A 21,289-nucleotide genomic window follows, 5' to 3' on the forward strand; every position below is an offset into this window, starting at 1 on the left:
CCGTGCCACCTTCTGCGCACTCAGGAAGCCTTGTCGGCCTCGGAGGTGAACGCGTCCGCGTAGAACTCTTCCGCCGGCAGGCCGCGTTGCTCCACATAGGCATGGCGTGCCGAATCGACCACGATGGGCGCACCGCAGGCATAGACCTGATGGCCGGACAAGTTGGCAAAGTCGTCCAGCACGGCCTGGTGCACGAAGCCCGTGCGGCCGTTCCAGCCGTCTTCCGGCAGCGCGTCGGAGACCACGGGCACATAGCACAGCTGGGGCATGGCCTCGGCCTGCTCGCGCACCCAGGCGTCGAGGTAGAGGTCCTCGGGCCGGCGTCCTCCCCAGTACAGGGTGACGGAGCGGGTGATGCCCTTGTGGCGGATGTGCTCCAGCAGTGCCTTGATGGGGGCGAAGCCCGTTCCCGAAGCCAGGAAGATGAGGGGCTTGTCGCTGTCCTCGCGCAGGAAGAAGCTGCCGAACGGGCCCTCCACGCGCAGGATTTCCTTTTCCTTCATGGCGCCGAACACGTGGTCGGTGAACTTGCCGCCCGGCATGTGGCGGATGTGCAGCTCCAGCCCCGGTGCCGTGTCCTGCACATGGGGGGCCGTGGCCATGGAGTAGGCGCGGCGGGCGCCGTCGCGCAGGATGAATTCCACGTACTGGCCTGCGTGGTAGCGGAACTTGTCTGCAGCGGGCAGCTGCAGGCGCACCTGCATCACGTCGTGCGACTTCTTCTCCAGCGTGGCCACGCGCACGGGCATCTTCTTGATCGGGAAGGCGCTGGCATCGGTCACCTGGCGCGACTCCAGCACCACCGAGGTGCTGGGCGTGGCGCAGCAGGTCAGCACATAGCCGTCGGCCTCTTCCTGGGCGGTCAACGCTTTTTCCGAGTGGGCGCCATGGGTGACCTCGCCGAGCAGCTTCTTGCACTTGCAGGAGCCGCAGGCACCGTCCTTGCAGCCATAGGGCAGGCCCACGCCGCAGCGGATGGCGGCGGCCAGGATGGTCTCGCTGCCCTGCGTGGCGAAGGCGCGGCCGCTGGGCTGTACGGTGATTTCGTGGGAAGCGTTGGCTATCTCGGTCATGTTCTCGGTATCCTCGGGGGCGCTGGCGGCGCGTGGAGCGCGCCGGCGATCTTCTTTCCCGGACGGACATGCCGCTGCCGCGACCGGCGGCGCGCGGGTGGCCGCCCTCGCAACAGGCCAGGATTTTGCCCTCAAACCAAAACCCATTGGGCGCGCTGCCGGCGCGCTTTCGACGCGAACGCGTGCTCATCGTCGGCTGCGGCGACGTGGGGCTGCGCGTGGCTGGTGCATTGGCGGGCGCGCCCGTCGCCCGTTCGGGTGCCGCACGACGGGGCCCGCGCGTGCTGGCCCTGACGCGTGGCGCCGAGCGCCTGCAGGATCTGCGCGGGCGCGGCATCACGCCGCTGCTGGGCGATCTGGACGCGCCTGCCACGCTGCGCCGTCTGGCCGGCCTGGCCACGCGCGTCGTCCACCTGGCGCCGCCGCCCAATCCGCCTGCCGGCGAAGATGGCTGGTGGCTGGACCCGCGCACCACGGCTTTGCTGCGCGTGCTGCGCCTTCGCGGCCGGCCGGCCAGCCTGGTCTATGGCTCGACCTCCGGCGTCTATGGCAACTGCGAGGGCGCCTGGATCGACGAAAGCCGCCCGCCCGCACCGGCCACGGCGCGTGCCCAGCGCCGCGTGAACGCCGAGCGAGCCGTGCGCTTTGCCGGGCGCGGCGGCCTGCGCGCCAGCATTCTGCGCATCCCGGGCATCTATGCGCCGGACCGGGAAAACGGCACGCCGCGCGGGCGCCTGCTGCGAGGGACACCCCTGCTGTGCGCCGCAGAGGATGTCTATACCAACCACATCCATGCCGACGACCTGGCCCGCGCCTGCGTGCGGGCGCTGTGGCTCGGCCGGCCGCAGCGCATCTACCACGCCAGCGACGATACGCAGCTGCGCATGGGCGACTACTTCGACCTTGCGGCCGATCTCTATGGACTGCCGCGCCCCGCACGCATCACGCGCGAGCAGGCGCAGCGCGAGCTGCCTGCCAGCCTGCTGAGCTTCATGGGGGAGTCACGCCGCCTGCGCAACCAGCGCCTGAAGGAGGAGCTGGGCCTGAGATTGCGCTACCCGACCGTGGAGCAGGGGCTGCGCGCCTGAATCAGCGCGGGAGGATGCCGCCGTTGGTGTCGTAGCAGCGGAACACGTTGCAGTGCGAGATGGGGGCCGAAGGCGGCAGCGGCTGCGGCGGCACGGGGCGTCCGACGATCCACGGCCGGTTGATGGCATTGGGCTGCAATGCGCGCGATTGCTGCAGCTGTTCATAGGCCTTGGGGCCCAGGCAGGCCATCTCCATCTGCTGCTGGGCGGCCTGGCTGCGCGGGCCCCAGGTGGCGGGATCGGGATTGGCCTCGGCCAGGATGGTGTCCAGGCGGCGGCGCGCCTGCTGGCAGGCCGGGGAGTCGCCGCCGTCGCGCTGGGCCGAGTTCTCGCGCTCGCGCCGGCTGCGTGCCTCGCGCTCCTGCTGCTGGGCACGCGTGCGGCGCTCGGCCTCTTCGCGGGCCAGTTGCTGGTTCTTGCGCTCTATGGCGGCGGCGGACTGCGCGCGCTCGCGCTCCAGCTCTTCGGGGCTGGGGGCTTCCTGCACCTGCACGCGGTTTTCGCCGTCCTTGCAACTGCTGTTGGTGTAAGTGACTCGGCCGGTCTTGGCATCCGTGCAGCGGATGACCTGGGCCGAGGCCGGGCCTGCGATGAGCGCCGCCACCAGCGTTACAAGCATCGGCACAAGCGCAGGGCGCTGGCAAAGGTCTTGGGTACGGTGCATGGCGGTTTCCTTTCCCATCACAAGCGGCACAGGGATGCGGTGTATTGCCGATTATGGTGCGGCGCCCAGGGGCTGGAAATGCCGCCGGTCAGCCGTTCAGCGCCAGTGGCGCGGATCCTGGGTGGGGTAGGGGTTGCCACCGCCCTGGCTTTCGCGCTGCATGCGCTCGATGGCGCGTTGCTGCTGCTCGCGGTCACGCTGCTGCTGCTCCCGGTCCCGTTGCTGGCGTTCGCGCTCGCGCTGCTGCTGGCCCTGGTCGCGTTCGCGCTCCCGCTGCTGGCGCTCGGCTTCGCGGCGCTGCTGCTCCTGCATGCGCTCGCGCAACTGGCGGTCGCGGTCCTGGGCCTGGCGGTCACGGTCCCGGTCGCGCTCGCGCATTTCACGCTCGCGTTGTTGGCGGTCACGCCAGGCATCGCGGTTGCGTTCCTGCTGGATGCGCTCGCGCTCGTATTGCAGGCGCTCACGTTCGCGCTGCAGGCGCTGGCGCTCGTACCAGCCGTTGTCCGGATAGGCGGGTTGCGTGGGATACGAGGGGTAGACGACGCCGCCCGACGGATAGCTGGGATAGGACGGGTAGCTGGGATAGCTGGGGTAGCCGGAGCCCATGTCCGAATAGCCATCGGGCGGCACGGCGCAGGCGGTGACCAGGGCTGCAAGGCCAAGGCCGGCCAGCAGGCGCAGGGGGCGCAGGCCAGGCTGCGGGCGCTGCTGCGTGGGGGAGGCGTTGGTTCGGGTCATGGTGTGGTGTCCGGGCAAAGGCGTGTTTCCTGTCTGGATCTCTTCATATGACGTTTGACAGGCCTCGATGGTTGACCTGGATCGTCCTGACGAGGCAACGACGGCGACAGCGGGACTTCTATTTTGATAGCAATTGGTCCATGTGCTGTAGGTGCTTCCAGATGAAATCCGCAGGCACAGCGCGCAATGGCTGCGGTCGCCCCGATCGCCGCAATGGCATCTGCGCGGGACTAGAATGGCCGCTGTCTTTGGCGGCGCGCAGTCCGTGCGCCGCAAAGCAGCGTTCTCAGGGCGGGGTGAAATTCCCCACCGGCGGTATCTGGATCTGTCTTTCGGCATGTGTCCAGCAGCCCGCGAGCGCCCGGCTAGCCGCAAGGCCGGCCGGGGTCAGCAGATCTGGTGAGATGCCAGAGCCGACGGTCACAGTCCGGATGAAAGAGATCGCGCAGCACCTGCATGGCAGGCGCCATGCCCATGGTTGTCCCATGGGCTGTGCCGCGCCATGCGGCGCCATGGCGCGCGCCCTGATTCATTTGTCTCATCTCGAAAGAGCACCATGAATCAGACTCCTGTCTCCTTGAACTTCTCCGCACACGGCACGGCCTCGGGCACGCCGTGGAAGGCCGTCGCGGGCCGCAGCCGCGTGGCCGTGATCTGCGCGAGCTGGCATACCGATGTCGTGCACCAGGCGCGCGACTCCATGGCGGCCGAGCTGCAGGCCCAGGGAGTGGCCGCGCAGAACATCAGCCACTTCAACGTGCCCGGCGCCTTCGAGATCCCGCTGCTGGCCAAGAAGCTGGCCGACAGCGGCCGTTTCGACGCGGTCATCGCCTGCGCGCTGGTGGTCAACGGCGGCATCTATCGCCACGAGTTCGTGTCCTCGGCCGTGATCGACGGCCTGATGCGCGTGCAGCTCGATACCGAAGTGCCGGTGTTCTCGGCCGTGCTCACGCCGCGCGATTTCCACGAACATGGCGACCATGTGGAGTTCTTCCGTGCCCACTTCGTGAAGAAGGGCGTGGAAGTGGCGCATGCCTGCCTGGCGGCGCTGGACCAGCTGGCGCAGGTACAGGCACTGGGCCAGGCGCGCGCGGCGTGAGCCGGCCAGCCTCCCAGCACAGCTTTGGTTGGGGATGGATTCTCGTAAACACTGAGTTGGGGCCGAGTGTCGCGGTCCCGTCACGCGGCGTGACGCGCCATTGCCAAGCCGCGATGACGGGAATAACGTGACGGCCTGTTTCAACTGAGGAGTGCGCGATGAAGATGTCCCGGAAGTTGTGTATTGCGGCCGTCGTGGCCGGCATGGGTGGCGTGGCCATGGCCCAGGAGCAGGTGATCCGCATCGGCCACATCGGCCCCGTGTCCGGACCCCAGGCCAATTTCGGCAAGGACAACGAGAACGGCGTGCGCATGGCCATTGACGACCTCAATGCCAAGGGCATGGAGATCGCCGGCAAGAAGGTCAAGTTCCAGCTGGTGGCCGAAGACGATGTGGCCGATCCCAAGCAGGGCACGGCCGCTTCGCAGAAGCTGTGCGACGACAAGGTCGCCGGCGCCGTGGCCTTCCTCAACTCGGGCGTGGCCATCCCCTCGTCCAAGGTCTTCCAGGACTGCGGCATTCCCATGATCACGGGCGCGGCCACCAACCCCGACCTGACCAAGCCCGGCTGGAACACCACCTACCGCGTGATTGCCAATGACAACGCGCTGGGCGCGGCGCTGGCCAAGTACGCGGCCGAAACGCTCAAGCTCAAGACCGTGGCCATCATCGATGACCGCACGGCCTACGGCCAGGGCCTGGCCAATGTGTTCAAGAAGGATGCGGAAAAGCTGGGCGTGAAGGTCGTGGCCTCGGAGTTCACGAACGACAAGGCCACGGACTTCATGGCCATCCTGACCTCGATCAAGGCCAAGAAGCCCGAAGGCATCTTCTACGGCGGCATGTATGGTCAGGCCGGCCCCATGCTGCGCCAGATGGCCCAGCTGGGCATGAACGATGCCAAGTACTTCGGCGGCGACGGCCTGTGCGTGCCCGAGCTGGCCAAGGTGGCCGCCGGCGCCAAGCCGCTGGACAACGTGATCTGCGCCGACGGCGGCGCCTCGCTGGCCAAGATGCCTGGCGGCACGGAATGGAAGAAGCGCTACGACGCCAAGTACCCCGGTCAGTTCCAGGTCTACAGCCCGTACTTCTACGACGCCACCATGATGCTGGCCGACGCCATGAAGCGCGCCAACTCCTGGGACCCCAAGGTCTACATCCCCTTCCTGCAGAAGGCCGACTACTCGGGCGTGACCTCCAAGATCGCTTTCGAGAAGAACGGCGAGATGAAGAACCCTTCGTACACGCTGAGCGTGTTCAAGAACGGCCAGAAGACGGCCCTCGACTGAGAGCCTGTCCTCCCTTCGTTTTCATGCCCGCCTTGTGCGGGCTTTTTTTATCGGCCCGGGACCTCGGCCGGGGCCTGCGCCGGCGCATCGACCACGCCGGGCAACTGCGCCAGATAGGCCTGCAGCGCGGCAATGGCCTGGCGCACCTTGGCGGGCTGGGCCTGGCGCTGCGGGGTGACGGCCCAGATGTCCAGGCCGCCGAAGTCCCAGTCGGGCAGCAGGCGCACCAGGCGTCCTTCGGCCACCGCGTCGGCAACGTCCATGCTGCCCAGCAGGGCCAGGCCCAGGCCGGCCTCGCACATCTGCTGGAGGGACAGTTGGTTGTTGCTGGCCACATGGGGCTGCACCTGCAGGCTGTAGGTCTCGCCCGTGGCCGGGTGGCGTGCCTCGGCCCGCAGAGCCTGGCCCTGGCCCTCGCGCGCAAGGCCCAGCCAGCGCGCGCTGGCCAGCGGTGCCGGGTGGCGCCAGGCCGCGCCGCCGCCGTGCTCCTGTATCCATGCGGGCGAGGCGCACAGCCAGTTGCGCATGGCGCCCAGGCGCCGGGCCGCCCAGCCTGAGTCGGCCAGACGGCCAAAGCGCAGCGCCAGGTCGATGCGGCTTTGGATGAGGTCGATGGGCGCATCGTCCACATCCAGGTGCAGGCGCAGTGCCGGATGCCGGGCCAGCCAGCTGCCCAGGGCTGGCGCGATATGGCGCGCAAAGCCCACGGTGGCTGACAGGCGCAGTTCGCCGCCGGGCTCGTCGCGCGCGGCGGCCAGTTCGGCCCGCGCCTGGCTGGCGGCCTGTGCCATGGCGGCGCACTGCTGGTAGTAGCGCTCGCCCGTGTCGGTGAGGGCGATCTGCCGGGTGGAGCGGTGCAGCAGGGTGACGCCGCCGTCGCGCTCGAGCTGGCGCACCTGCTGGCTCACGGCCGAGGGGCTCATGCCCAGGGCGCGCGCGGCGGCGCTCATCGATCCGTGCTGCACCACGGCGGCGAAAACGGCCATGCGTTTGTAGTCGTCCATAGGCTGCATTGTGAAGTGGTGCTTCAAGCTGTTGGTGAAAACTGCCGTCTTCCGCAGCGATTGTGAACGGCGTAATCTCAATGCCATCGTGAACAGGCGCCCAGGCGCCGCAAAGGAATGAAGATGAAAGTGGCACTCATTGGCGCAACCGGCTTTGTGGGTTCGGCGGTATTGAAGGAGCTGCTGCAGCGCGGTCACGAGGTCGTGGCCCTGGTGCGCGACCCCGCCAGGCTGGCGGCCCAGCCGCATCTGCACGCCGTGCAGGCCGATGTGCTGGATGCCGCCGCCGTGCAGCGGGCCGTGGCAGGCGCGGACGCCGTGGTCAGCGCCTACAACGCGGGCTGGGGCAATCCCGACATCTATGAGGACTTCATGCGCGGCTCGCGCGCCATCGTGGCGGGCACGAAGGCGGCTGGCGTCAAGCGCTATCTGGTGGTGGGCGGTGCGGGCAGCCTCTACATCGCGCCCGGCAGGCAACTGGTGGACACTCCCGAGTTCCCGGCCGCCATCAAGCCCGGCGCCTCGGCTGCGCGCGATGCCCTCAACGATCTGCAAAAGGAGCAGGGCCTGGACTGGACGATGCTGAGCCCGCCGATTGCCCTGCACCTGGGTGACCATGGCGAGCGCACGGGCCAGTACCGCACGGGCAAGGATGAGCCGTTGATGCAGGCCGACGGCCAGCCCGGCACCATCTCCGCCGCCGATCTGGCCGTGGCCCTGGTCGATGCGCTGGACAAGGGCCTGCACCTGCGCGAGCGCTTTACCGTCGCTTACTGAGCACCGGGGGCTCCCGGCTGGTGCGCAGGCGGCCTCCATGGCATGCTGGTGCCTGTCACGAACAGGCAGGAGCGCCGCCATGATCGACCACACGGGAATCCTCGTATCGGACTTCGACCGCAGCCGGGAGTTTTATGCGCGGGCGCTGGCTCCCCTGGGCTACGAGATCCTGATGGAGCTGTCAGCCGAGCTCACCGGCCACGGCGACACGGCCGGCTTTGGCGAGCCGCCCAAGCCTGATTTCTGGATCACCGGCGGCGAGCCCAACCAGCCGCCCATCCATGTGGCCTTTCGCGTGGACAACCGCAACATGGTCGATGATTTCCACGCGGCCGCCCTGGCCGCAGGCGGGCGCTGCAATGGCGAGCCCGGCCTGCGACCGCACTACCACGACGACTATTACGCAGCCTTCGTGCTCGACCCCGACGGCCACAACATCGAGGCCGTCTGCCACCTGCCGCCCGCCTGAGTCCCCCTGGCGGCACTGGGGCCTGCGCGGCAGCTGACATCAGGCGGTCGCATGGCGCAGCACAATATTGCGCTGCAACAAAAAAGGCCCCACGTTCCCCATGCCCCCTTCCGTTTCCGCTGCGGCCGGCTCCGTTTCCGCGTCATCCACACCCACGGCCGCCCAGGCCTGGCTCAGCGTGATTGCGCTGGCGCTGGGCGCCTTCGTCTTCAATACCACCGAGTTCGTGCCCGTGGGCCTGCTCAGCAGCATTGGCGCGAGCTTTGGCATGCCCACCGAGCAGGTCGGGCTGATGCTGACCATCTACGCCTGGATCGTGGCCCTGGCCTCGCTGCCCTTCATGCTGCTCACGCGCAATGTGGAGCGGCGCAAGCTGCTGATGGGCGTGTTCGCGCTGTTCGTGGCCAGCCATGTGCTGTCGGGCGTGGCCTGGAGCTTTGCCTCGCTCATGGTCAGCCGCATCGGCATCGCGCTGTCGCATGCGGTGTTCTGGTCCATCACGGCCTCGCTGGCCGTGCGCGTGGCGCCGCCCGGAAGGAAGGCCGTGGCGCTGAGCCTGCTGGCCACCGGCACCTCCATGGCCATGGTGCTGGGCATTCCGCTGGGCCGCATCGTGGGCGAATGGCTGGGCTGGCGCACGACGTTCCTGGCCGTGGGCGGGGTGGCCGCCATCGTCATGGTGGCCCTGGCCCGGCTGCTGCCGCGCCTGCCCAGCGAGAACGCGGGCAACCTGGCCAGCGTGCCCATGCTGCTGCGCCGTCCGGCGCTGCTGTCCATCTACATCCTGCTGGTGGTCGTGATCACCGGGCAGTTCACGGCCTACAGCTATATCGAGCCCTTCGTGCAGGACATCGCGGGCTTCGAGAGCAAGGTGACCACGGCCGTGCTGCTGCTGTACGGCGGCATGGGCATCGTGGGCAGCGTGATGTTCAGCTGGTGGGGCCTGCGCCATCCGCGCGGCTTTCTGCTGGCCGCCATTGGCGTGCTGTCGGCCAGCCTGCTGATGCTGGTGCCGGCCTCGGGCCATGAGACCTCGCTCTATGTGATGAGCTCGGTCTGGGGTGTCGCCATGATCTGCTTCGCCCTGGCCATGCAGTCCCAGGTGCTCAAGCTGGCGGCCGACGCCACCGATGTGGGCATGTCCATGTTCTCGGGCATCTTCAACATCGGCATTGGCGGCGGTGCGCTGCTGGGCAGCCAGGTCAGCATGCACGCGGGCATGCAGAACATCGGCTGGATCGGCGGCGGCCTGGTGGCGCTGGGCCTGGCCTGGTGCGTCTGGGTCTTCGTGCGCTGGTCTGCCGGCTTCCAGGCAACGGCGCACTGAAGCGGGTCAGCCGCCGGGTGCCCGCACGGCCTGGGCGTAGCGCTGCGGTGCCAGGCGGGACACCAGTACGCAGACCACGAGCACGGCGGCCATCTGTGCCAGCCAGCCGGCGCTGAATCCGCCCGTGAACTGGTGCAGCCGGGCGATCACATAGGGCGCCAGCGCCGCAATCAGAAAGCCGCCGCCCTGCATCAGCGCATTGAGCGCCCCGGCCTGCGTGGGGTGGGGAAGATGGTCCAGCGCCACCACCATCATCAGCGCGAAGCAGCCACCCAGGCCGATGCCGAGGATGACGATGTTGAGCAGCGGCGCCGCATCAGGCCACCAGGCCAGCGCGGCCAGGCCGATGATCTGGCACAGCAGCGTGAACCCCAGCCATGGCCGCCGGTCGGCTTGGCGCGAAGCCAGCACGGGCAGGCCCAGCGCGGCGCTGGCCTGTGCCACCGACAGCAGGGCGACCAGGCCGCCGCTTTGCGCGGGGCTCCAGCCGTGCGTCTGGTAGAAGGGCGCAAGCCAGGCCACCATGGCCGCATAGCCGCCGTTGATGAGGCCGAAGCAGGCCATCAGCATCCAGGTGCGCGGGCGCCGGCGCAGCCAGCCGGTGTCTTGCGTGGCGTTGGCCCCTGCCATGGGCGCCGGAGCCGGCAACGCACGCAGCGCATGCCGCGCCAGCGCCAATGCCAGCAGGGCGGGCGCAGTCCACAGCGCCAGCGCAAGGCGCCAGTCCAGTCCCCATTGCACGGCCAGCGGCGAAATCTGGGCGCCCAGGGCGCCGCCGCCCATGAGCGCGGCCGAGTACAGCCCCATCATCTGCGCCGTGCGTGCGGGCGACTGGCGCTTGATCAGGCCCGGCAGCACGCCTTGCACCAGGGCCACGCCAGCGCCGCACAGCGCGGCCGTGGCCAGCAGGGTGGCCGCACTGGAGCCCGCCACGCGCAGCGCGCAGCCCAGCGCAATCACCGCCAAGGAGCCGACCACGGCGCGGCGCGGACCCAGGCGCCGCAGCGCGGCCGGGGCCAGCCAGGCGCCCACGCCCATCAACGCCATGGGCAGCAGGGTCAGCCAGGACAGCGTGGACAGATCCATGCCGGTGGCGGACTGGATCTGCGGTCCCAGCGGGCCGATGGCCGTGAGAAACGGGCGCAGGTTCAGCGTGACCAGCACGACGGTGGCCAGCCACAGCGCCGTTGGAATGGCGTGTGCCGCGGCAGGGGTCTCGGTGTGCGCAGGCGCAATGGACGACATGGCTTCAGGCCCAGGGGACGTTGCCGTACAGCTGGGCCGCCGTGATGCCCGTGTCCAGCCGCGTCAGGGGCAGCGGTGGCGGCTGCAGCGGCATGCGCAGCCGCTGGTAGGCGCCCTCGCTGGACAGACCATACGGCTGGGCATCCGCGTTGTCGAAGGCGAAGAAGACCTGCTCGGCCCCGGCCATCACCAGCGCCGCCAGGCACATGGGGCAGGGGTGGCCGCTGGCGTAGATGGTGCAGCCGGCCAGGCTGACGTTGGCCTGGGCGCGCGTGCCCGCGCGCAGCGCCTGCATTTCGGCATGGGCGCTGGGGTCATGGCTTTGCACGATCTCGTTGACGCCCGTGGACAGGATCTGCCCCTCGCGCGCGAGCAGGGCGCCGAAGGGCCGGCCGCCCCGCAGGCGGTTGTCGTGCGCCAGCTGCACGGCATGGCGCAGCAGGCGGATGTGTTCTTGTTCTTGCATGGGGATGGCTGGGCAATCGGGAGCTGAGGCCGCAGTCTAGGACGGGGGCCATCAATTGGAAAATTAAATGATCAAATGCCAGGCAGTGACAAAGCCACTGAAATTCGCCCAAGCCCCATGCAACCCTCTTCCATAGACCCCACCCTGCTGCGCAGCTTCTGCGCCGTGGCCGAAACCGGCAGCTTCACGCGCGCGGCGCAGGGCGTGCACCTGACCCAGTCCACGGTCAGCCAGCAGATCCGCAGGCTGGAGGAGCAAATGGGCTGCACGCTGCTGGACCGCAGCGGGCGCCATGTGGAATGCACGCTGGAAGGAGAGCGCCTGCTGGCCTATGCGCAGCGCATCCTCGCGCTCATGGACGAGGCCGTGGAGCAGCTGGCAGGCGCCACCGAGGCCGTGCTGCGCATCGGCGTTCCCGAAGACTTTGCGGCCGGCGCCGTGATGCCCGCCTTTGCGGCGCTGGCACGCAGCCAGCCGCAGTTGCGGCTGGAGCTGAGCAGCGGGCTGTCGCAGGCGATATGGCAGCAGTTCCAGTCCGGCGAGCTGGACCTGGCCATCGTCAAGCAGCGCAGCGGCAGCACGCCCGGCATGGCGCGCTGGCCTGAACCGCTGGCGTGGATAGACAGTGCGCGGCATCCCTGCCACGGGATGGATCCCTTGCCTTTGGTGGTGTTTCCACAGGGCGGCCTGTACCGCAGCGAGATGACGCATGCGCTGGATGCCGCCGGCCGGCGCTGGCGCCTGGCCTATGTGAGCGCCAGCCTGGCCAGCCTGGAAGCCGCCGTGGAGCAGGGCCTGGGCATCAGCCTGCTGCCGCGCCGACTGGTCGGGCCCGGCCACCGCCTGCTCGACGGCATGGCCGGCTTCGCCCCCGTGCCTGATGTGGAAGTGGCACTGCACGTGCGGGCCCAGTTGTCGGCGCCGGGTCGACGTCTGGCCGGGCGCCTGTGTGAGGTGTGCGAGGCGTTGCTGGGCGTGTCTTAGTCGAACAGCTCGGCGTGCGTGCCGGCTCGCACGAAAATGATCGATTCGTTGGCGCCCTGGCCATCGAGCCGGTAGATCAGCAGGAAATCGCCCCCCACGTGGCACTCCCTGTGATCGGCCCAGTCGCCGGTGAGGACATGGTCAAGCCACTGAGGCTCCAGGGGGGCATCGTTGGCAATCAGCAGCAGCATGGCCTCCTTCAACCGCTTCATGTCATGGCGGCCGGAATGCGACAGCCGGACCCAGTCCTTGGCGAAAGCCTTGGTCCGGTCCGATGCGCGGGGAAGGACTGCGCGCTTACTGCTCGGTGCCTTTTTCGAGGTCATGGAGCAAATCGTCCGCGGTGGCAAAGCGTGCCTTGCGCATGGCGCGTGCCTCCTGCATGGCTGCGCGCGTCTCGGCGTTGGGTGCCCTGAGGTCGAAGGGCAATTGCTGGTCGGCCACCACGCGCATCAGGAAGACACGTACGGCATCCGACACCGTCAAGCCCATGCCGGCCAGGGTTTCGGCGGCCTGTGCCTTGATCTCTTCATCCACGCGCACGTGGATCATGGTGGTGGTTGCCATGGTGTGCTTCTGCAAAAATGGGTGAGATACATTGTATCTCGCAGGGCAGAAGACAGGTAGGCAGGCAGGTTGCTGGGATGTCGCTTGGCGGCTCCCGCCTTCGAGCCCTCCAACAAAAATCCCCGCCGTGGCGGGGATGGTCGGTGGAGACGCGCAGGCTCAATCCATCGTCAGGTTCTGCTTTTGCACCACGTCCTTGTAGACCGCCAGTTCGGCCTTGATCTCTTCAAAGAAATGCTCGGGCGTGTCGGCCACGATCAGCGAGCCGGTTTCCTCGATGCGCTTCTTGATGGCCGGGTCCTGCAGCACCTTGCGCGTGGCGGCGTTGACCTTGTCCACGATGTCGCGCGGCAGGTTCTTGGGGCCGACGATGCCGTAGTAGGCCATGCGGTTGACGGGGGCCAGGCCCACTTCCTTGAAGGTGGGCACATCGGGCAGGGCGGCCAGGCGCTGGGGCGCGGCCACCACGATGGGCACCAGGCGCTTTTCCTTGACGAAGCCCAGTGCGGAGGGCAGGTTGTCGAAGATCAGCGGAACCTGGCCGGCCACGGCGTCGTTCAGCGCGGGGCCGCTGCCACGGTAGGGCACGTGGGTGATGTCGGTGCCCGTGGACAGCTTGAACATCTCCATCATCAGATGGGTGATGCTGCCGTTACCGGGCGAGGCGTAGGAGTACTTGCCGGGGTTCTTCTTCACCTCGGCCAGGAACTCCTGGTAGTTCTTGCCCGCGAACTTGGGGTGGGCCGCAATGATGTTGGGCGTGGCCGCGATGTTCACGATGGGCGTGAAGTCTGTCAGCACGTTGTACGGGATCTTGGGGTTGATCGCCGGGTTGGTGGCCGTGGTGGACACGGTGGCGATGCCCAGGCTGTAGCCGTCGGGCTGGGAGCGCGCCGTCTCGGCCGCGCCGATGCTGCCGCCGCCGCCGCCCTTGTTCTCGACCACCACGGGCTGGCCCAGGGCGCGGCCCAGCGGCTCGGCCACGATGCGCGCGATCAGGTCGGTGGTGCCGCCGGCCGCGAAGGGCACGAGCAGCTTGATGGGTTTGGCAGGGTAGCCCTGGGCATGGGCTGCGCCCGACAGCGCGAGGGCGCCGAGGATGCCGGCGAGCGCGATGCGAGTGGTGTGAGTCATGGTGTTGTCTCCTTGAATGGATGTTGTGAGCGTTTGTTGTGAGGCACCGACGGGTGGGAAGGCTGGGTTTTTTTAAGACATTCGTATGGCGGTGCTTGAGGAAAAAGATTTGGAGGAGGCGGTGTTGCCTGGCGCAGGCGATCAGACCACGCCGCGCGAGCGCAGCGCCTGGATGGCCATGGGCGCAATGCCCAGCTCGCCCAGCACTTCATCGGTGTGCTGGCCCAGGGAGGGCGGTGCGCTGCGCAGCACGGGCGGGGTGTCGCTCAGCCGCATGGGGCTGGCCACGCCGGCGATGCGCGAGATGCCGTCGCCGGCCTCGCGCGGCAGCTCGACGCGTATGCCGCGTGCGCGCACCTGCGGGTCGTCGAAGGCCTGGGCGATGGTGTTGATGGGGCCGCAGGGCACGGCCTTGTCTTCCAGCAGCGCAATCCATTCGGCCGTGCCGCGTGTGTTCATGAGGGGCACCATCCGCTCCAGCAGCGCCTGGCGATTGCGCACGCGCGCGGTGTTGGTGGCAAAGCGCTCGTCCTGCGCCCAGCCGGCTTCGCCGACGGCGGCGCAAAAGCGCGCGAACTGGCCGTCGTTGCCAATGGCCAGCAGCACGTTGCCGTTGGCCGTGGCGAAGTCCTGGTAGGGCGCCAGGCTGGGGTGGATGTTGCCGGCGCGGCCCGGCGATTCGCCCGTGGCCAGAAAGCCGGCGGCCTGGTTGGCCAGCACGGCCATGCCCACGTCGAGCAGGGCCATGTCGATGTGCTGGCCCCGGCCCGAGGCCTGGCGCGCATGCAGCGCGGCCAGGATGGCATTGCTGGCATACAGGCCCGTGAAGACATCGATCACGGCCACGCCCACCTTGAGCGGGCCGCCTCCGGGCGCCTCGTCGGCATGGCCGGTGATGCTCATCAGCCCGCACATGGCCTGCACCATGAGGTCGTAGCCCGCGCGCTCGGCATACGGGCCGGTCTGGCCGAAACCCGTGACCGAGCAATAGATCAGGCGCGGGTTGAGCGCCTTGAGGCTTTCGTAGTCCAGCCCGTACTGCGCCAGGCCACCGACCTTGAAGTTCTCCACCAGCACGTCGGCCCCGGCCGCCATCTGGCGAATCAGCTGCTGCCCATCGGGGGTGGACATGTCGATGGTGACCGAGCGCTTGTTGCGGTTGCAGGCCGTGAAATAACTGGCCTCCTGCGTAGCCTGCCCATCGTCGCGCGGCAGGAACGGAGGCCCCCAGTGGCGCGTGTCATCGCCGGCCACGGGCCGCTCGACCTTGATCACATCGGCACCCAGGTCGGCCAGCGTCTGCGTGCACCAGGGCCCGGCCAGCACGCGGGAAAGATCAAGCACCTTGATGCCAGCCAATGCGGCCGGCGCGGAGGATGTGGAGGACATGAGAGGGAGAAATATGAGCGCGCCCGATGCCGCTGGTAGTTCAGCTCAGGGCTTGAGCTTCCATCACCCATAGCGTGTGACATGGGCGTGGAACAGGCCAGGGACGCCGAGCAAGAGCCGCCTCGCGGCGAGGGCGTCGTCCCCCTCCGCGAAGCGAGAAGGGGGAAGGCGCGAAGCGCCTCAGGGGGTCAGTTGGCAAAAGCTGCGATGCCGGTCTGCGCCCGGCCCAGGATCAGCGCATGCACATCGTGCGTGCCTTCGTAGGTGTTGACCACTTCCAGGTTGACCAGATGGCGGGCCACGCCGAACTCGTCGCTGATGCCGTTGCCGCCCATCATGTCGCGCGCCATGCGGGCGATGTCCAGCGACTTGCCGCAGTTGTTGCGCTTGATCAGCGAGGTGATCTCGATCACGTTCTGGTGCTCGTCCTTCATGCGGCCCACGCGCAGCGCGGCCTGCAGGCCCAGGGTGATCTCGGTCTGCATGTCGGCCAGCTTCTTCTGCACCAGCTGGTTGGCGGCCAGGGGGCGGCCGAACTGCTTGCGGTCCAGCGTGTACTGGCGCGCCGTGTGCCAGCAGAACTCGGCTGCGCCCAGGGCGCCCCAGGCAATGCCGAAGCGTGCGCTGTTCAGGCAGGTGAAGGGGCCCTTGAGGCCGCGCACCTCGGGGAAGGCGTTTTCCTCGGGGACGAAGACATCGTCCATCACGATCTCGCCCGTGATGGAGGCGCGCAGGCCCACCTTGCCGTGGATGGCCGGGGCCGACAGGCCCTTCATGCCCTTGTCCAGGATGAAGCCGCGGATCTCGCCCACATGGCCGTCCTCGGTCACTTCCTTGGCCCAGACCACGAACACGTCGGCCACGGGGCTGTTGGTGATCCACATCTTGTTGCCCTTGAGGCGGTAGCCGCCGTCCACCTTGTAGGCGCGGCTGGACATGCTGCCGGGGTCGGAACCGTGGTCGGGTTCGGTCAGGCCGAAGCAGCCGATGAACTCGCCGCTGGCCAGCTTGGGCAGGTACCTGTTCTTCTGGTCTTCGGTGCCGAATTCATTGATGGGCACCATCACCAGCGAGCTTTGCACGCTGGCCATGGAGCGGTAGCCCGAGTCCACGCGCTCGATCTCGCGCGCCACCAGGCCGTAGCTGACATAGTTCAGGCCCGCGCCGCCGTACTGCGTGGGGATGGTGGGGCCCAGCAGGCCCAGCTCGCCCATCTCGCGGAAGATGCTCACGTCGGTCTTTTCATGGCGGAACATTTCCAGCACGCGGGGTGCCAGCTTCTCCTGGCAGTAGGCATGGGCCGCGTCGCGGATCATGCGCTCGTCTTCGCTCAGTTGCTGGTCGAGCTGGAAGGGGTCATCCCATTGGAAGCTGTTGCGGGCCATGGCGTGGTTTCTCCAAAAAACAAAGAGGTCAAGGGCGGGTCGCTGCCATATGCCAAAGCCGGGCAGGCTGTGACCATGGAGCGTTGTTGCGACGCATCTTAGAAGCGGGCCTGCGCGTGGCGCAAACGATGTTTGTTCATCCATGAATGCGTAAAACGCATGTATGAATGGGTTGTTGCGGGTTATTCCCTATGATATGAGGCTCTGAAGTGCATTGAATTCATGAGATATGCGTAGAGCCCTGCCATCCACCCAAGCCCTTGCCTGCTTCGAGTCGGCCGCCCGCCACATCAGCTACACGCGTGCGGCGCAGGAGCTGTCGCTCACGCAAAGCGCGGTATCGCGCCAGATCATTGCGCTGGAGGAGTTCCTGGGCGTGCAGCTGTTCCGGCGCACGCGCCACGGCGTGCTGCTGACGGAGGCCGGCACGCAGTACGCCCAGCAGGTCTCGCGCTGGCTGCACGGCCTGGAGCGCGACACGCTGGACATCATGGCCCACCAGGGCGAGGGAGGCCCGCTCAACCTGGCGGCCGTGCCCACCTTCGCCACGCGCTGGCTGCTGCCGCGCCTGCCGCAGCTGGCGCGCGAGCATCCCGAGGTCACCGTGCACATCGATGTGCAGACGCGGCCCTTCCTGTTTGCCGATACCGTGTTCGACGCTGCGCTCTATGCAGGCACGCCCGAGCAGGTGGCACGCTGGCCCGGTGTGCAGGCGCAATGGCTGATGGACGAAGAGGTGGTGCCCGTGTGCAGCCCGCAACTGCTGGCCACGGCCCAGGCGCGCGAGCCGGGCCGGGCCTGGCTGCCTGTGGGGGCGGACATCGTGGCCCGGATGCCGCTGCTGCAGCAAAGCACGCGGCCCTACGGCTGGCAGCAGTGGTTCGATGCCATGGGCGTGGCCGCGCCGCGCGCGCTGGATGGCATGCGGCTGGAGCTGTTTTCCATGCTGGCCGTGGCCGCCAGCCAGGGCCTGGGCGTGGCGCTGATGCCGCCCATGCTGATCGAGCAGGAGCTGGCGCGCGGCGACCTCATCATTGCCTGCCCCCAGCCGCTGCGCGGCAACCGTGCCTACTACCTGGTCACGCCGGCCCTGGCGCCCGATGCGCAGCCCGCGCCCGCCCTGCGCGTGTTCTCTTCATGGCTGCAGCAGCGCGCCAGGGAGCATCGGCCTGCCTGAAAATTAAGCAGGCTTTGGATTGTTCAACGATGACAGTCACTTAACTGACTTATCCTTGCTGCTGGCGGCGCTTGTCCACAGGCTTGTGGGGGTGTCTCTGGGGAAAACCCGCAATCGCGCTCAAAACCAGGGCAGCACGGCCAGGCACAGCGGCATGACCACGGCCGTGGCCACGCCGTTCAGGCCCATGGCCAGGGCCGAGAAGGCGCCCATGGTCGGATTCACCTGCAGCGCGCGTGCCGTGCCGATGGCGTGGGCCGTAAGACCCAGGGCAAAACCCTGCACGGCCGGGTCATCGCTGCGCACCAGGCGGATCAGCAGCGGCGCCATCATCGTGCCTGCAATGCCGGTGATGGCCACGGCCACGGCCGCCAGCGAGGCCGGCCCGCCAAAGCGCTCGGCCATGGGCAGGGCGATGGGAATGGTGGCCGACTTGGGCGCCAGCGCCACCAGCGTCTGCACCGTCGCTCCCAGGCTCCAGCCGATCAGCAGTGCCGACAGCAACGCCACCACGCAGCCCACGGCCAGCGCCACGCTGATGGGCAGCCACAGCGCGCGTATGCGCTCGCGCTGGGCGTACAGCGGAATTGCCAGCGCGACGGTGGCCGGGCCGATCAGCAGCCCCAGCAGCGAGACGCCGCTGCGGTAGCTGGCATAGGAGGTGCCCGTGGCCAGCAGCACGCCCACGATGACGACCACGGCCGTGAAGACGGGAATCAGGAGCGGATGGTTGCCGCTTCTGCGGTACAGCGCCATGGCCGCCAGGTAGACGGCCATGGTCAGCACCAGCCAGGGCAGGTGGGCGGTGGAGGCATTGCCGGACAGCGACTGCCAGGCGCTGTGCCAGTGGGTGGTGAGCGCGCTCATGCCTTGTCTCCCTGGCTGGCGGCCGCCTCGCGGGCGCGCTGGCGCTCCAGGCACCAGCGGAAGGTGAAGGCCGTGGCCAGGAAGGTAATGGCTGCACCCGCCACGCAGGCGATCACGAAGGGCTGCCATTCGCGCGACAGCCGGTCGAACTCCAGCATCACGCCTGCAATGACGGGAATGAACAGCAGCATCATGTTCTGCAGCAGCACGCCGGCGGCCTTCTCCAGCGACTCGGGCAGGCGGCCGTGCAGCAGCAGCGCCGCCAGCAGCAGCAGCGTGCCCACGAGCGCTCCCGGAAGCGGCAGCCCCGTGAGCTGGACGATGGCCTCTCCCAGCAACTGGAAGGCGAACAAGGCGGTGATGGCGTACAACATGAAAACCTGAATCCCTGGAGCAGATGGCAAGAGCGGAGAGCAGAGGGCGGCGGCAAGAGAGCGGGCTGCCCGTTTCCCGGACAGGGCAGTGCCCCGGCACCTGTGGGACGCCGCCGCAAAGCGTGCCATCATCGCCCACATCGCGAAAAAAGGTGCGGACACCGATTGCGCGGCGTCCCGGCCAACGCTATGTTGGGACCCATGCCTTGGGCAGTGCCGGGGCATGAGACTTTGAATAGCGAAGGAGTAGCGATGGCCGAAACCACATATCACGCACCCGTGTACGAGCCGACGGTGGATGAACTCGAAGTGCTCAAGAAGCTGGAAATGGGCGAGCCCGTGTCGCTGGAAAGCGCGGCGCGCGAGCATCTGTCCAAGAGGCTGCGCGAGCGTGGACTGGTCGAAGTGGACAGCAGCCATCAATGGCACATCACGGCGGCGGGCCGCGCCCAGATCCGCCGCTCCGATGCCTGAGGCGCGGCGCGGCAGGTGACCCCGGTTTCAAGGGTTTTCCCTTGGATTCAGGGGCTGCCTGATTTGCAGGCAGCCTAGCTTGCGGCCAGTGAATGCAAGCACTTGGACGCCTCGTTCACTTGCTGTTCACTGAATATCCACAGGGTTGTTCAAGGGTTCTGTGGAGAAATAAAGCCACCCCAGGGTGGCTTTTTTCATGGGCATCACCAGGCTTTTGCAGCGGGCGCACCGGGCTGGTGCCCGCGCCGGAAATTGGCTGCATGGCGATGGTGCAGATACCGGTTTTCAGAGGGAAGGTGCCGGATTTCGCGCACTGGGCAAGGCTAGGGGGCAGGCCGCGGTGGGGGCGATTCGAGGCGGGCCTGATTGCAGTCCGTTTCCGCCTTGGCGGTGGCTTGATGCCAAAGTTGTACACAGGTTGGGTGGTGTGCGGGTGAAAGCGCGCAGGGGCTATCCCGCCCAAGGCATGAGGACGCAGGATCTGGTCAGGCTGGAGGCCTTGAATTGCAGTGCAGCCGCTGAAAAGGGCTGGTGCAGGAAGGAGGGGTGTGCGGACACTGTGAAGACAGCGGCCGGAAAAGAAATAGCCGAAAAAGCAGCGGACTGCTTTTTCGGCTACGTAATCTCTGGTGCCCGGGGCCGGAATCGAACCGGCACGCCTTGCGGCGGGGGATTTTGAGTCCCCTGCGTCTACCAATTTCACCACCCGGGCTACTTAGCGCAGGGGCGAATTATGGCACAGTGTGAGGCTATGAAAATTTATCCGACCATCGAAGACGCCATCGGCCGCACGCCCCTGGTGGCATTGCAGCGCATCGGTGCGCAGTCTCGCCAGGAACGTGGCAACGTGGTGCTGGGCAAGCTGGAAGGCAACAACCCGGCCGGTTCGGTCAAGGACAGGCCGGCCCTGTCGATGATCCGCCGCGCCGAAGAGCGCGGCGACATCAAGCCCGGCGACACGCTGATCGAGGCGACCTCGGGCAATACCGGCATTGCGCTGGCCATGGCCGCCACGATCAAGGGCTACCGGATGGTGCTGATCATGCCCGAGGACCTGTCCATCGAGCGTGCCCAGACGATGAAGGCCTATGGCGCCGAGCTGATCCTCACGCCCAAGAGCGGCGGCATGGAATACGCGCGCGACCTGGCCGACCAGATGGTGGCCCAGGGCAAGGGCGTGGTGCTCGACCAGTTCGGCAACCCCGACAATCCGCGCATCCACTACGAGACCACGGGCCCCGAGCTGTGGGAGCAGACCGGCGGCGAGATCACGCATTTCGTGAGCGCCATGGGCACCACGGGCACGATCACCGGCGTGGCGAAGTTCCTCAAGGAAAAGAACCCTGCCATCCGCATCGTGGGCGCCCAGCCGGCCGAGGGCTCGCGCATCCCTGGCATCCGCAAGTGGCCCGAGGAATACATGCCCAAGATCTACGACGCCTCGCTGATCGACGAGACCGTGCTCGTGGGCCAGGACGATGCCGAGGACATGGCGCGCCGCCTGGCGCGCGAGGAAGGCATCTTTGCCGGCATCTCGGCGGCGGGCGCCTGCTGGGTGGCCCAGCAGATTGCCGAGCGCGAGAACAACGCCACCATCGTCTTCGTGGTCTGCGACCGCGGCGACCGCTATCTGTCCACGGGCGTCTTCCCCGCCTGACGCAGCGACAGGCCCGCCTTCCGGCGGGCCTTCCTGTTTGCA

The 21,289-nt window shown here is 67.7% G+C and carries 23 protein-coding genes, 1 tRNA gene and 1 riboswitch; of the genes, 10 read left to right on the forward strand and 14 right to left on the reverse strand.

Annotation, left to right across the window (positions count from 1 at the left end):
* Positions 1–20: 20 nt before the first annotated feature.
* Positions 21–1,073 carry a CDP-6-deoxy-delta-3,4-glucoseen reductase gene (locus tag GRX31_RS13500; protein WP_016452585.1) on the reverse strand — a complete coding sequence of 351 codons (1,053 nt, stop codon included), beginning with the start codon at positions 1,071–1,073 and terminating at the stop codon, positions 21–23.
* 68 nt (positions 1,074–1,141) lie between these two features.
* Here GRX31_RS13500 and GRX31_RS13505 point away from each other — a divergent pair, with 68 nt between their 5' ends.
* Positions 1,142–2,161, forward strand: a complete 1,020-nt coding sequence (locus tag GRX31_RS13505) for an SDR family oxidoreductase (protein ID WP_016448972.1) — start codon at positions 1,142–1,144, stop codon at positions 2,159–2,161.
* Between the two features lies 1 nt (position 2,162).
* Here the strand turns inward: GRX31_RS13505 and GRX31_RS13510 are convergent, their stop codons facing one another.
* On the reverse strand, positions 2,163–2,825 hold the full coding sequence (locus GRX31_RS13510; protein WP_160853148.1) for a DUF4124 domain-containing protein: 663 nt from the start codon (positions 2,823–2,825) through the stop codon (positions 2,163–2,165).
* Positions 2,826–2,921: 96 nt separating this feature from the next.
* Positions 2,922–3,563 (reverse strand): hypothetical protein, encoded by a 642-nt coding sequence (locus GRX31_RS13515; protein WP_016448970.1) that lies wholly within the window; start codon positions 3,561–3,563, stop codon positions 2,922–2,924.
* A 278-nt stretch (positions 3,564–3,841) separates the two neighbouring features.
* A riboswitch (FMN riboswitch) is annotated at positions 3,842–4,010 on the forward strand.
* A gap of 109 nt (positions 4,011–4,119) precedes the next feature.
* Here GRX31_RS13515 and GRX31_RS13520 point away from each other — a divergent pair.
* Both GRX31_RS13520 and GRX31_RS13525 read left to right on the forward strand, forming a co-directional pair.
* Positions 4,120–4,662 carry a 6,7-dimethyl-8-ribityllumazine synthase gene (locus GRX31_RS13520; RefSeq protein WP_016448969.1) on the forward strand — a complete coding sequence of 181 codons (543 nt, stop codon included), beginning with the start codon at positions 4,120–4,122 and terminating at the stop codon, positions 4,660–4,662.
* A gap of 158 nt (positions 4,663–4,820) precedes the next feature.
* Positions 4,821–5,951: a branched-chain amino acid ABC transporter substrate-binding protein gene (locus tag GRX31_RS13525; protein WP_016448968.1), complete on the forward strand. Its 1,131-nt coding sequence runs from the start codon at positions 4,821–4,823 to the stop codon at positions 5,949–5,951.
* A 47-nt stretch (positions 5,952–5,998) separates the two neighbouring features.
* On the opposite strand, the gene GRX31_RS13530 is transcribed toward GRX31_RS13525, so the two are convergent.
* Positions 5,999–6,955 carry a LysR family transcriptional regulator gene (locus tag GRX31_RS13530; protein WP_016448967.1) on the reverse strand — a complete coding sequence of 319 codons (957 nt, stop codon included), beginning with the start codon at positions 6,953–6,955 and terminating at the stop codon, positions 5,999–6,001.
* A gap of 123 nt (positions 6,956–7,078) precedes the next feature.
* On the opposite strand from GRX31_RS13530, the gene GRX31_RS13535 reads away from it, so the two are divergent.
* The 3 genes from GRX31_RS13535 (at position 7,079) to GRX31_RS13545 (ending at position 9,528) form a co-directional block, all read left to right on the forward strand.
* Positions 7,079–7,732, forward strand: coding sequence for an NAD(P)-dependent oxidoreductase (locus GRX31_RS13535; protein ID WP_016448966.1), 654 nt, complete (start codon positions 7,079–7,081; stop codon positions 7,730–7,732).
* 79 nt (positions 7,733–7,811) lie between these two features.
* On the forward strand, positions 7,812–8,201 hold the full coding sequence (locus GRX31_RS13540) for a VOC family protein (protein WP_016448965.1): 390 nt from the start codon (positions 7,812–7,814) through the stop codon (positions 8,199–8,201).
* A gap of 100 nt (positions 8,202–8,301) precedes the next feature.
* Complete coding sequence (locus GRX31_RS13545; protein WP_160853150.1) at positions 8,302–9,528, forward strand: sugar transporter; 1,227 nt, start codon at positions 8,302–8,304, stop codon at positions 9,526–9,528.
* A gap of 6 nt (positions 9,529–9,534) precedes the next feature.
* Here the strand turns inward: GRX31_RS13545 and GRX31_RS13550 are convergent, their stop codons facing one another.
* Together GRX31_RS13550 and GRX31_RS13555 are read right to left on the reverse strand one after the other, a co-directional pair.
* Positions 9,535–10,773 (reverse strand): cyanate transporter, encoded by a 1,239-nt coding sequence (locus GRX31_RS13550; protein ID WP_160853152.1) that lies wholly within the window; start codon positions 10,771–10,773, stop codon positions 9,535–9,537.
* Between the two features lie 4 nt (positions 10,774–10,777).
* Positions 10,778–11,239 (reverse strand): nucleoside deaminase, encoded by a 462-nt coding sequence (locus tag GRX31_RS13555; protein ID WP_047472795.1) that lies wholly within the window; start codon positions 11,237–11,239, stop codon positions 10,778–10,780.
* Positions 11,240–11,356: 117 nt separating this feature from the next.
* Here GRX31_RS13555 and GRX31_RS13560 point away from each other — a divergent pair, with 117 nt between their 5' ends.
* Complete coding sequence (locus GRX31_RS13560) at positions 11,357–12,223, forward strand: LysR family transcriptional regulator (protein WP_160853154.1); 867 nt, start codon at positions 11,357–11,359, stop codon at positions 12,221–12,223.
* On the opposite strand, the gene GRX31_RS13565 is transcribed toward GRX31_RS13560, so the two are convergent.
* From GRX31_RS13565 to GRX31_RS13585, 5 genes are all read right to left on the reverse strand, one after another.
* Positions 12,220–12,549, reverse strand: a complete 330-nt coding sequence (locus GRX31_RS13565; RefSeq protein ID WP_160853156.1) for a type II toxin-antitoxin system YafQ family toxin — start codon at positions 12,547–12,549, stop codon at positions 12,220–12,222. The two genes, GRX31_RS13560 and GRX31_RS13565, sit on opposite strands and share 4 nt — an antisense overlap.
* Positions 12,521–12,790 (reverse strand): type II toxin-antitoxin system RelB/DinJ family antitoxin, encoded by a 270-nt coding sequence (locus GRX31_RS13570; RefSeq protein ID WP_160853158.1) that lies wholly within the window; start codon positions 12,788–12,790, stop codon positions 12,521–12,523. Before GRX31_RS13570 ends, GRX31_RS13565 begins: the two co-directional genes overlap by 29 nt.
* Before the next feature lie 159 nt (positions 12,791–12,949).
* Positions 12,950–13,924: a tripartite tricarboxylate transporter substrate binding protein BugE gene (locus GRX31_RS13575; RefSeq protein ID WP_016452578.1), complete on the reverse strand. Its 975-nt coding sequence runs from the start codon at positions 13,922–13,924 to the stop codon at positions 12,950–12,952.
* Between the two features lie 141 nt (positions 13,925–14,065).
* Positions 14,066–15,313 carry a CaiB/BaiF CoA transferase family protein gene (locus GRX31_RS13580; protein ID WP_160853160.1) on the reverse strand — a complete coding sequence of 416 codons (1,248 nt, stop codon included), beginning with the start codon at positions 15,311–15,313 and terminating at the stop codon, positions 14,066–14,068.
* Positions 15,314–15,501: 188 nt separating this feature from the next.
* Positions 15,502–16,698: an acyl-CoA dehydrogenase gene (locus GRX31_RS13585; protein ID WP_016448959.1), complete on the reverse strand. Its 1,197-nt coding sequence runs from the start codon at positions 16,696–16,698 to the stop codon at positions 15,502–15,504.
* Positions 16,699–16,927: 229 nt separating this feature from the next.
* Between GRX31_RS13585 and GRX31_RS13590 the strand changes: the two genes are divergently transcribed.
* Positions 16,928–17,875, forward strand: coding sequence for a LysR substrate-binding domain-containing protein (locus tag GRX31_RS13590; RefSeq protein WP_012204131.1), 948 nt, complete (start codon positions 16,928–16,930; stop codon positions 17,873–17,875).
* Between the two features lie 120 nt (positions 17,876–17,995).
* Here the strand turns inward: GRX31_RS13590 and GRX31_RS13595 are convergent, their stop codons facing one another.
* Together GRX31_RS13595 and GRX31_RS13600 are read right to left on the reverse strand one after the other, a co-directional pair.
* The gene (locus GRX31_RS13595) at positions 17,996–18,742 is read right to left on the reverse strand and encodes an LrgB family protein (protein ID WP_047217793.1); all 747 of its coding nucleotides are present in this window, start codon (positions 18,740–18,742) and stop codon (positions 17,996–17,998) included.
* Positions 18,739–19,116: a CidA/LrgA family protein gene (locus GRX31_RS13600; protein ID WP_016448957.1), complete on the reverse strand. Its 378-nt coding sequence runs from the start codon at positions 19,114–19,116 to the stop codon at positions 18,739–18,741. Before GRX31_RS13600 ends, GRX31_RS13595 begins: the two co-directional genes overlap by 4 nt.
* Before the next feature lie 252 nt (positions 19,117–19,368).
* On the opposite strand from GRX31_RS13600, the gene GRX31_RS13605 reads away from it, so the two are divergent.
* A complete protein-coding gene (locus GRX31_RS13605) occupies positions 19,369–19,590 on the forward strand; it encodes a hypothetical protein (protein ID WP_016452574.1) in 222 nt (73 codons plus the stop codon).
* Positions 19,591–20,217: 627 nt separating this feature from the next.
* Here GRX31_RS13605 and GRX31_RS13610 read toward each other — a convergent pair.
* Positions 20,218–20,302, reverse strand: a tRNA-Leu gene (locus GRX31_RS13610).
* A 39-nt stretch (positions 20,303–20,341) separates the two neighbouring features.
* Between GRX31_RS13610 and cysM the strand changes: the two genes are divergently transcribed.
* Positions 20,342–21,247, forward strand: coding sequence for a cysteine synthase CysM (gene cysM, locus GRX31_RS13615; RefSeq protein ID WP_017407070.1), 906 nt, complete (start codon positions 20,342–20,344; stop codon positions 21,245–21,247).
* Positions 21,248–21,289: the final 42 nt, after the last annotated feature.

Source organism: Delftia sp. CH05, assembly GCF_009827015.1.
In the GTDB taxonomy this organism is placed as follows: domain Bacteria; phylum Pseudomonadota; class Gammaproteobacteria; order Burkholderiales; family Burkholderiaceae_C; genus Comamonas; species Comamonas tsuruhatensis.

What these genes read in the sequence shown, in the direction of transcription:
- GRX31_RS13500 (WP_016452585.1), bottom strand. Translation starts at nt 1,073, where the DNA reads ATGACCGAGATAGCCAACGCTTCCCACGAAATCACCGTACAGCCCAGC.
- GRX31_RS13505 (WP_016448972.1), top strand. Translation starts at nt 1,142, where the DNA reads ATGCCGCTGCCGCGACCGGCGGCGCGCGGGTGGCCGCCCTCGCAACAG.
- GRX31_RS13510 (WP_160853148.1), bottom strand. Translation starts at nt 2,825, where the DNA reads ATGCACCGTACCCAAGACCTTTGCCAGCGCCCTGCGCTTGTGCCGATG.
- GRX31_RS13515 (WP_016448970.1), bottom strand. Translation starts at nt 3,563, where the DNA reads ATGACCCGAACCAACGCCTCCCCCACGCAGCAGCGCCCGCAGCCTGGC.
- GRX31_RS13520 (WP_016448969.1), top strand. Translation starts at nt 4,120, where the DNA reads ATGAATCAGACTCCTGTCTCCTTGAACTTCTCCGCACACGGCACGGCC.
- GRX31_RS13525 (WP_016448968.1), top strand. Translation starts at nt 4,821, where the DNA reads ATGAAGATGTCCCGGAAGTTGTGTATTGCGGCCGTCGTGGCCGGCATG.
- GRX31_RS13530 (WP_016448967.1), bottom strand. Translation starts at nt 6,955, where the DNA reads ATGGACGACTACAAACGCATGGCCGTTTTCGCCGCCGTGGTGCAGCAC.
- GRX31_RS13535 (WP_016448966.1), top strand. Translation starts at nt 7,079, where the DNA reads ATGAAAGTGGCACTCATTGGCGCAACCGGCTTTGTGGGTTCGGCGGTA.
- GRX31_RS13540 (WP_016448965.1), top strand. Translation starts at nt 7,812, where the DNA reads ATGATCGACCACACGGGAATCCTCGTATCGGACTTCGACCGCAGCCGG.
- GRX31_RS13545 (WP_160853150.1), top strand. Translation starts at nt 8,302, where the DNA reads ATGCCCCCTTCCGTTTCCGCTGCGGCCGGCTCCGTTTCCGCGTCATCC.
- GRX31_RS13550 (WP_160853152.1), bottom strand. Translation starts at nt 10,773, where the DNA reads ATGTCGTCCATTGCGCCTGCGCACACCGAGACCCCTGCCGCGGCACAC.
- GRX31_RS13555 (WP_047472795.1), bottom strand. Translation starts at nt 11,239, where the DNA reads ATGCAAGAACAAGAACACATCCGCCTGCTGCGCCATGCCGTGCAGCTG.
- GRX31_RS13560 (WP_160853154.1), top strand. Translation starts at nt 11,357, where the DNA reads ATGCAACCCTCTTCCATAGACCCCACCCTGCTGCGCAGCTTCTGCGCC.
- GRX31_RS13565 (WP_160853156.1), bottom strand. Translation starts at nt 12,549, where the DNA reads ATGACCTCGAAAAAGGCACCGAGCAGTAAGCGCGCAGTCCTTCCCCGC.
- GRX31_RS13570 (WP_160853158.1), bottom strand. Translation starts at nt 12,790, where the DNA reads ATGGCAACCACCACCATGATCCACGTGCGCGTGGATGAAGAGATCAAG.
- GRX31_RS13575 (WP_016452578.1), bottom strand. Translation starts at nt 13,924, where the DNA reads ATGACTCACACCACTCGCATCGCGCTCGCCGGCATCCTCGGCGCCCTC.
- GRX31_RS13580 (WP_160853160.1), bottom strand. Translation starts at nt 15,313, where the DNA reads ATGTCCTCCACATCCTCCGCGCCGGCCGCATTGGCTGGCATCAAGGTG.
- GRX31_RS13585 (WP_016448959.1), bottom strand. Translation starts at nt 16,698, where the DNA reads ATGGCCCGCAACAGCTTCCAATGGGATGACCCCTTCCAGCTCGACCAG.
- GRX31_RS13590 (WP_012204131.1), top strand. Translation starts at nt 16,928, where the DNA reads ATGCGTAGAGCCCTGCCATCCACCCAAGCCCTTGCCTGCTTCGAGTCG.
- GRX31_RS13595 (WP_047217793.1), bottom strand. Translation starts at nt 18,742, where the DNA reads ATGAGCGCGCTCACCACCCACTGGCACAGCGCCTGGCAGTCGCTGTCC.
- GRX31_RS13600 (WP_016448957.1), bottom strand. Translation starts at nt 19,116, where the DNA reads ATGTTGTACGCCATCACCGCCTTGTTCGCCTTCCAGTTGCTGGGAGAG.
- GRX31_RS13605 (WP_016452574.1), top strand. Translation starts at nt 19,369, where the DNA reads ATGGCCGAAACCACATATCACGCACCCGTGTACGAGCCGACGGTGGAT.
- cysM (WP_017407070.1), top strand. Translation starts at nt 20,342, where the DNA reads ATGAAAATTTATCCGACCATCGAAGACGCCATCGGCCGCACGCCCCTG.